The sequence below is a fragment of the Pseudoalteromonas sp. SWYJZ19 genome (genome assembly GCF_015864375.1).
GTDB lineage: Bacteria > Pseudomonadota > Gammaproteobacteria > Enterobacterales > Alteromonadaceae > Pseudoalteromonas > Pseudoalteromonas arctica.
Genome location: NZ_JADYXI010000017.1, coordinates 90625 through 98550, shown reverse-complemented (window position 1 = coordinate 98550; position 7926 = coordinate 90625). Strand labels below are relative to the sequence as shown.

The following is a 7926-nucleotide window of genomic DNA, read 5'->3' as shown; positions in this document are numbered from 1 at the left end:
ACGAGTGAAACGTTATATTCTTCCAGAAAAAAGAAAACGGCCCAAAAGTAGGACCGTTCGAATTTCAAAAACTCGGTACACCATTAAGTCAAAGCATGCTTAACTGAATGGTGTTAGCTTATAAAGCGGCATTTTTAATGTGTATTAAATAGAGTTAACGTGCGCTAACGATTGCTGAAAGTTCTTTTTTATCGCCATCGCTTAAAAATGCTATTTCTAATGCATTTTTTTGGGCTTTTTCCATATCAGCTTGAGATAAGCCCGCTTTAGGTGCTGCAACGGTATATTCGTACTCAATTTCAATGCCTTCAACCGCAGGGTCATCAGTATTAATACACGCTAAAATACCGTGATCTAAAAACTGTTTAAGTGGGTGCTTAGCTAAATCGTTTACTGTACTGGTTTGAATATTACTTGTTAAGCACGACTCAATACCAATACGGTTATCGCGTAAGTAATCCATTAGTTTTGGATCTTCAATAGCTTTAACGCCATGCCCTATTCGGCTTGCACCTAACTCATTAATTGCTTGCCAAATACTTGGAGCACCGAGTGCCTCTCCAGCATGAATAGTCGAAGCTAAATAAGCATTTCGTACTTGTTTAAAGTGCTCTACAAACAACTCACCAGGAAAGCCAATTTCGTCACCGGCTAAATCAACAGCGACTAAATCATTTTTAAATGCGAGTAAAGCATCAAGCTCTTTTTGACATGTTTTTACGCCATAAGTACGCGATAAAATACCAATCAAGTTAGCTTTTATATTTGCATCCTTTGTTGCTGATTTAATACCATCAACAACCGCCTCTACAACCCCTTCTGGGTGTAAACCTTGGCTTTGTGCCATGTAGTAAGGGCTAAATCGAAGCTCTACATAATCAAGGCCTTGTGCTTGTGCATCTTCAATGTTTTCAATCGCTATGCGTCTACACGCATCGTAGTCGCCAAGTACAGTGACACCCCAATCTAACTTTTGTAAAAAAGCCATAAGGTTTGGCTCAGGGTCAATAACTTGAACATGAGGAATTAATGCCTCAACGTTATCTGCAGGTAACTCTATATTAAACTGACGACCAAGTTCTAATATGGTTTGCGCACGTACATTACCATCTAAATGACGGTGAATATCTAGCAAAGGTAATTTTCTATTGATCATAATAGCAACCCAGTTTAGTTAAATTTGCGCGCATGATACGCAGATATAGTTATTTTTCAAGTCTATATGGTTTGCGTTAAGTTTAAGCGGTCATATGTCTGCTTTTTGTGCAAAAAATAACGTTACTTATTTATTTGATAAATAATGCCAAAGAGTTTTAAAAAGCGTATTTGCATCAATAGGTTTGGTAATATAACTATTCATTCCAGAGGCTAATGCCTTTTTAACGTCATCGTCATGGGCATTCGCCGACAAGCCAATTATGGGTAAATCAATTAACCCTAAATCACAACGAATTACTTTTGTTGCTTGGAGTCCATCCATTTTTGGCATCTGAATATCCATAAGAACAATGTCGTAGCTATTTTCGGTTAGCTTTTCTATGGCTTCAAAACCATCATTAGCAATGTCGGCAATACACCCTTTTGTTTTTAAAATGGCACTGGCAACATGCTGGTTAAGTGGGTTATCTTCGACTAAAAGTAACTTATAGTTTGCGAATGATAAGGTACTTACATCTATTTCGTCGTATTGCTGTTGAATTTGCTCTGCCTTTGGTAAAGGCGATATAAGCGGCAAACTAAATGTAAATGTAGAACCTTTACCTTCATAACTGACTAAATCAATTGCACCACCCATTAACTCAACCAGCTTTCTGCAAATACTTAACCCTAAGCCTGTACCACCATATTGACGTGAGGTTGAGCTATCGGCTTGCGCAAACGGTTTAAACAATTGTTTTTGTGCTTCGCTACTAATACCAATACCCGTATCGTTAATACTAAAGTAAGTCATTTTTTTCGACTGCCAAATTTTCAGAGTGATCTCACCTTCCCCTGTAAATTTAACCGCATTATTGAGCAGATTCAGCAGCACTTGTTTTAAGCGGATTGGATCGGTATTAATGACCAAATTTGATGTTTTATCAAAATCTAGACTTAACTTTATTGATTTAATGTCAGCTTCAAACTGAAGTAAATTAAGCATTTCATCCGCTAAACTCGCTACATTAATAGGCTCTTGCATTAAGTCTAGCTTGCCTGCTTCCATTTTTGAAAAGTCGAGCACATCGTTTAATACCCGCAGTAAAACACCCAGTGCTCCATCTGCTTGTTCAATGTAACTTCTTGCTTGTTGCCAATCATTCTGTTGCAGCGCTAAATAATGCAGCCCTTTTATACCGTTAATAGGGGTACGGACTTCGTGACTCATGTTTGCTAAAAACTGTCCTTTAATATGACTCGCTTCATCTGCTTTTTGTTTTTCTTTGCGTAATGTATGCGTTTGCTTAGCCACTTGTTCGCGAATTTGTATGTTTGTACCTGTAACTGAAATCAAAAATGTAATCAGTAACCACACAAACAACATACCTACTATTTGTGCAAGCCAATACATTAACCAAGACGTTCTAACTATTGGTTCATATAACTCGACCTGCCACATGCGTTTGCCAATCAACAATTGATATTCTTTAAACAGCGTTTGCGAGTTATCGGTATCGGCAATATAAATTGCCTGCTTTTTCCCTGGTATCGTTGTATCAAAAAAACTGACTGAAATTGAGTTGTTGTGATCAAATAATAGTGTTTGCGATAAGCGTTTCAGACTGACAATCGCTGCCACAAAACCTTGAAAATCATCTTCGGTAGACGACTCTCCAAAAACAGGATATAAAAAAAGCACACCGTCTTCAGCTGTATTTTGGACTAAATTAATTGGCTCACTTAGTGCAAGTTCATTAAGCTCTTTCGCTTTGCTAAGCGCTGCACCTCTTACTTTACTAGAAGCTAAATCAAACCCTAAAACACCTTCATTATCTTTTAAGGGATATACATATTTTACAGGAAAGTAATTACTACGAGTACCTGCAGGTTGCCAACCTCCATCAAGTGACTTTTCTTTTATGTATAAAGTTTTGCCTGTGGCTGTATTTTCATGTGTTTCAAAATCTGCGAGTTTATTTGCTGGTACATAAGGTATCCATTCAAATGCTAAAATTTCTTGGCTATAGTCCAACTGCTTTGAAGTAAATTGTTTAAACTCTTTAAAGTTCACGTCATCACTACTAGCAAAATATGCCGCTAGTAATCCTAAGTGAGCAGTAATACCATCGAGCTTCTGGCTTATAGCATTTTGCACAGTAAGTATTTTGGCTTCTTGCTTTTGAATGTCTTTTTCTTTTTTAACACTGGCAGCGCCATAAAAACTAACGCTGATCAGTATATAAATTAATAGTGAAGGTAAAATTACCAACATACGGTGGCGTACTTGCGTGTAATTAAAGGCTGCGAGCATGAGTGGAGTAAATATAAGTACACCGATACTGTCACCAATCCACCATGCTATAAAGCTATCAAAAATAGCATGCGTAGGGATCACATTATTCAATGCTAATAAGCTAGTTCCCACACCTGCAGCAATAACACAGCATATTGGCCCTGCTACTATTAGGCTCTGCACACTGTGTTTTAAAGAAGATAAATCTAGTGGAGCCTTTATAACATTTACTATGATTTGACGACCAATCCAAGCCTGTAAAACAGAGGCTAAAGTGACGCAAATAGCTTGTAAAAGCACATTAAAATGAAGAATATCTACGGTGTTATCAAGATGAATTAAGTTAGTACAGAAAGCACCAAGAATAAGGCCAATAAATGACTTACGTCCCCAAATTAAAAAGCTCGCTAAAGCAATTCCTGAGGGCGGCCAAGAGGCGACCGCATAGCCATCAACAGAAAGAAGTGAGTTGCTAAAATACCCAGTAAAGAAGTAAGCACAAGCCAAGCTAAGGGTTAATATTAAAAACTTTCTCAATGCTTGTGCTCCTGAACTACAAAAAATGCTAAGTAGTTATAGTGTAGTCATTTATTGATATAAAACGAGCGCCTTTTCTGCTTGTGCACTATTTTTATAACTTAAAACAGCTTGTTCAGAGAACTGTTTTTTATTGTCACTATTCAGTGCTTTATCAAAAATTCTAGCTGCTAAGTCATAATCACCTTTAGCATTAGCAAGGCAAGCCAGCGCAAGTAATAGTGAATTATTTGAATCATCCTTTTTAAGGCGTTCTTGTATGTTTATTTGCAACTTAGGCGCGTCGGCTGCTGTTGCTTTACTTAATATATTGGCAAGCTCTAAGTGTTGCTCATTATGCTTAACCATTTTAATTAAGTCACTTTCGATAACAGCCAATTGACCTGCTTGCGCCATTTGCATTAAATATGCGGTGTGGGCATGAGCTTGCAGCTTTTTCGGTAACTGTTTATATTTTTCACTCAGTTTGTCTGCATCTAACGCATTAAAGTAGGCACTAAATAACTGCGTCCACTGTGCATCAGTAAGTGCTTTTTTGCGTAATAAACGCGGCAAAAAATCTTCCAGCGCACTAAAGTGTTGTTGCTGTACTAATACTTCTGCATAAAGTTTTAACTCAAGTGCGGTGGCTTTTTTAGCTTCTGCGCTAATACGCATTTGTGATTCAATCGCGCTACTGTCGCCACTTGCCAACCATAGCTTTGCTACTTTTAATTGATGCTCTGGGCTTATTTCAAATAAACGCTCAAGTGCTTTATCTGTTTGATTATTAGCAAGCGCTGCTTTTGCAAGTAATGCTAAGCGAATATCTTCAAACTTATCTGGTACGCTATTACCCGATAGAGCCTGCTCTACATGCTCATAATCATCGTTAATAGCACTCCACAACGCCTGTTCAATCGCTGCTTGTTTACGCTCTTGGCTACGTGCAAAAAAGCCATGTTTAGTATTATGATAAATCGATAATAAGTAGCGGATTAGCTTATATGTAATAAATACGATCGCAGTAATAACAATCACTGTACCGCAAAAAGCAATCATAGTGCCCTCAACTGTATAGTTATTAAATGAGAAAAGGACATAACCTTTCTCATTTATAACGTAAGGAGCTACACCAATAACAAGTACTAACGCAATAACCAGTATTATTAGCCCTATCATTGCACCCACTCCTTAACCTGCTGTGTACTTTGAAGTGTTACTTTAGGGTTAAAGTTAAGTGATTCTTTCTCAAGGTTAGCTATTGATTTTAAAACCATTTGTGTAGCGTTATCGTCTTTCTTAAAATACTCATCAACTAAGCGCTTTGCTTCACTTAAAGTACTAAAGTAGATGCTAGCTTGTTTACTAAGTAACGCATCTTGTGCCTGAGTAATATAAAGCTTAATACGTTGATTAACGAGGTGACGCTCTTGCTCATCAAGAAATGGAGCAACTACTCCCCCTTCTCGGTGGTGAAGTGTTAAAAAGCTGTCTAAAAAGCGACCCCAGCTGTTATTTAAATTCTGCTGCCAATCATTTATATCTTCACTTAATTCATTTTCATCTACTTCGGTAACTTCTTCTGGCAAATTAACTGCATTAAAAACTAAGTCGTCAATACTGCTTAGTACACTGTTTAGCTGTAAATAAATAGCCTCTGTTGCAACAGGTTTAAGGCTATCAAGTGTTTGTATGTCTTGCATAATAGCTTGGCGAACTTCAACTGTTCCAGGGTGTTCGCTAAGTAATGCATCTAAGCGCTTTAAAACAGCACTAGTGCCTTGGTAATCTTTTTCAGCCCATAACTTAAACTCAGCCATACGCTGTAAGCTGGTTACTTCTTGTGGGTTTAAAGACGAGCCTTGTTGCTGCGCTTTTTGCAGGGCTGCTTTTAGCTCTTGCTGATTTTGAGCTGCACTTTCACTTAGGGTTGCGGCTACTTTTTTCTCACTATTAAATAGCGCTTGCTGCAAATTAGATTGTGCTGACTTAAGTGCTTGCAGCTCTTGAGCGAGTAACTTATTTTGCTCACTCAACTCATTCGCGGCCAGGTTTTGCGCCTTACCCGCATTTAATTTTTGATAAAACTCATAACCCACACCTGAGGCCACAATTAGCGAAATAAGAAGTGCAAGCACTGCGACTTTGCTAACCTTTTGTTTATTTTTATTTGCGGTGTTTTTAGCGGCTACAGGCTCTTGTTTAGCTGATTTAACCGAGGCCGTATTAGCTGTTGTTGGAGTGGCTTTTTCTGCCGTAACTGACTTTGACTGTTCGCTCATGTTGCTACCTTGCTGATTAATACAGGTAAACATAGCGTCATCGCTAGCTCCTGCTGCAATATGTATATTAGCCAAACTTACTTGTTGTTGCTGTAAATATGCGGCAATGCGCTCGCTGGCAACATAAAATTGGCACTGTTGTAACCATTGTAGTTGTGGTGCAGCAAGGGGAGTAAAAATGGCATCGACTGCTGCATTACTTGTTATGACTATACCGTGTACATTATTGCTTTTCCAGTGGTCAGTCCAGTTACCACCTAATTCACTTATCGGTTCACGTTTGTACACTACGCAATTATTTAAAAAAGCACCGCGCTCTTTAAGCACTTTTGCTATATCTGGGCGACCGCCTTGTCCTTTAACCAAAACTATATTACTACCATCAACCTGAGCAAGTGATTTTAGAGCCAGTAACCCCTCTGAATCATATTGCTTAGATTTAGGCAATGCAGCACGCACACCAAATTGTTCATATATTGTGTCGGCTGTTTGTTGGCCTACCGCATAAAACTGCGCTTTTGTATTTATATCTGGTTTTAGTTGCGCAAGCGCACTGACTGCATCTTGCGATATAAATATTATTTTGTCCGCATTTAACAGCGGACTCAGCTCAGTGCTAGAGGGTGTTAAATGCGTTATTTTTAATACCGGAAACAAAGACGCCTGATAACCCGCTTGCTCTAATTGCTGTGCAAGGGCTGCGCCTTTTCCTTCGGGCCGAGTTATCAGAATATGTGTCATTTATGCGTCTCTATAAACTTCAGCTAATATTTTGTCTGCGCCTTGAGCTAGTAATTTTTTAGCAAGCTCAATGCCTAGTTTTTCTGCATCATTTACATGACCAGTTACTTCGTCGCGTAAAATTTCGCTGCCATCAACAGCACCCACTAAACCACGCAAATGTACCTGCTCGCCATCAACTAATGCATAAGCACCAATAGGCACTTGGCAACCACCTTCTAAATGGCGATTCATCGCACGCTCTGCATTTACGCGAATACGTGTTTGAGTATGCTCAAGTGGTGCAAGTAATGCTTTTGTTACTTCATCATCAATACGGCACTCAATACCTACAGCGCCTTGACCATTTGCCGGTAATGATACTTCTGGCTCAATATAGTCGGCAATACGCGACTCCATTTCTAAACGAATAAGCCCTGCTGCAGCCAAAATAATAGCATCGTATTGGCCATCATCTAACTTACCTAAACGCGTATTTACATTACCGCGTAAATCACGAATATCTAAATCAGGACGAAGTGCTTTAATTTGGCACTGACGGCGCAAACTCGAAGTGCCCACAATAGCGCCCTGTGGTAGAGCGTTTAAATTAGCAAAATTGTTTGATACAAACGCATCTCGCGGATCCTCACGCTCACAAATAGTATACAGCTCTAATCCTTCTGGGAACTCTACTGGTACGTCTTTCATAGAATGTACGGCAATATCAGCTCGGCCATCTAACATGGCTTGCTCAAGCTCTTTAACAAATAAACCCTTACCGCCAATTTTGGCCAAAGGCGTATCTAAAATTATATCCCCTTGCGTCGACATTGGGACTAATTCTACGCGTACATCTGCATGAAAACGCTCAAGTTCAGCTTTTACAAATTCGGCCTGCCAAAGTGCTAAAGCACTTTTACGAGTTGCGATGCGTACTAATTTTGTTTTTTCTGTCATAAGGGTATCCAA

The 7926-nt window shown here is 39.0% G+C and carries 5 protein-coding genes; all 5 read right to left on the bottom strand.

The features are described 5' to 3' along the window. Positions 1 to 154 precede the first annotated feature (154 nt). The gene (gene add / locus I6F45_RS16025) at positions 155 to 1156 is read right to left on the bottom strand and encodes an adenosine deaminase (RefSeq protein WP_024592609.1); all 1002 of its coding nucleotides are present in this window, start codon (positions 1154 to 1156) and stop codon (positions 155 to 157) included. A 126-nt stretch (positions 1157 to 1282) separates the two neighbouring features. Then, positions 1283 to 3970 carry a CHASE domain-containing protein gene (locus tag I6F45_RS16020; protein WP_197161111.1) on the bottom strand — a complete coding sequence of 896 codons (2688 nt, stop codon included), beginning with the start codon at positions 3968 to 3970 and terminating at the stop codon, positions 1283 to 1285. Positions 3971 to 4021: 51 nt separating this feature from the next. Then, the gene (locus tag I6F45_RS16015; protein ID WP_165729324.1) at positions 4022 to 5131 is read right to left on the bottom strand and encodes a heme biosynthesis HemY N-terminal domain-containing protein; all 1110 of its coding nucleotides are present in this window, start codon (positions 5129 to 5131) and stop codon (positions 4022 to 4024) included. Next, on the bottom strand, positions 5128 to 6975 hold the full coding sequence (locus I6F45_RS16010) for a uroporphyrinogen-III synthase (protein ID WP_197161109.1): 1848 nt from the start codon (positions 6973 to 6975) through the stop codon (positions 5128 to 5130). The genes I6F45_RS16015 and I6F45_RS16010 overlap by 4 nt, the downstream gene beginning before the upstream one ends. After that, positions 6976 to 7914 (bottom strand): hydroxymethylbilane synthase, encoded by a 939-nt coding sequence (gene hemC, locus I6F45_RS16005; protein ID WP_165729326.1) that lies wholly within the window; start codon positions 7912 to 7914, stop codon positions 6976 to 6978. Positions 7915 to 7926: the final 12 nt, after the last annotated feature.

What these genes read in the sequence shown, in the direction of transcription:
- add (WP_024592609.1), bottom strand. Translation starts at nt 1,156, where the DNA reads ATGATCAATAGAAAATTACCTTTGCTAGATATTCACCGTCATTTAGAT.
- I6F45_RS16015 (WP_165729324.1), bottom strand. Translation starts at nt 5,131, where the DNA reads ATGATAGGGCTAATAATACTGGTTATTGCGTTAGTACTTGTTATTGGT.
- I6F45_RS16010 (WP_197161109.1), bottom strand. Translation starts at nt 6,975, where the DNA reads ATGACACATATTCTGATAACTCGGCCCGAAGGAAAAGGCGCAGCCCTT.
- hemC (WP_165729326.1), bottom strand. Translation starts at nt 7,914, where the DNA reads ATGACAGAAAAAACAAAATTAGTACGCATCGCAACTCGTAAAAGTGCT.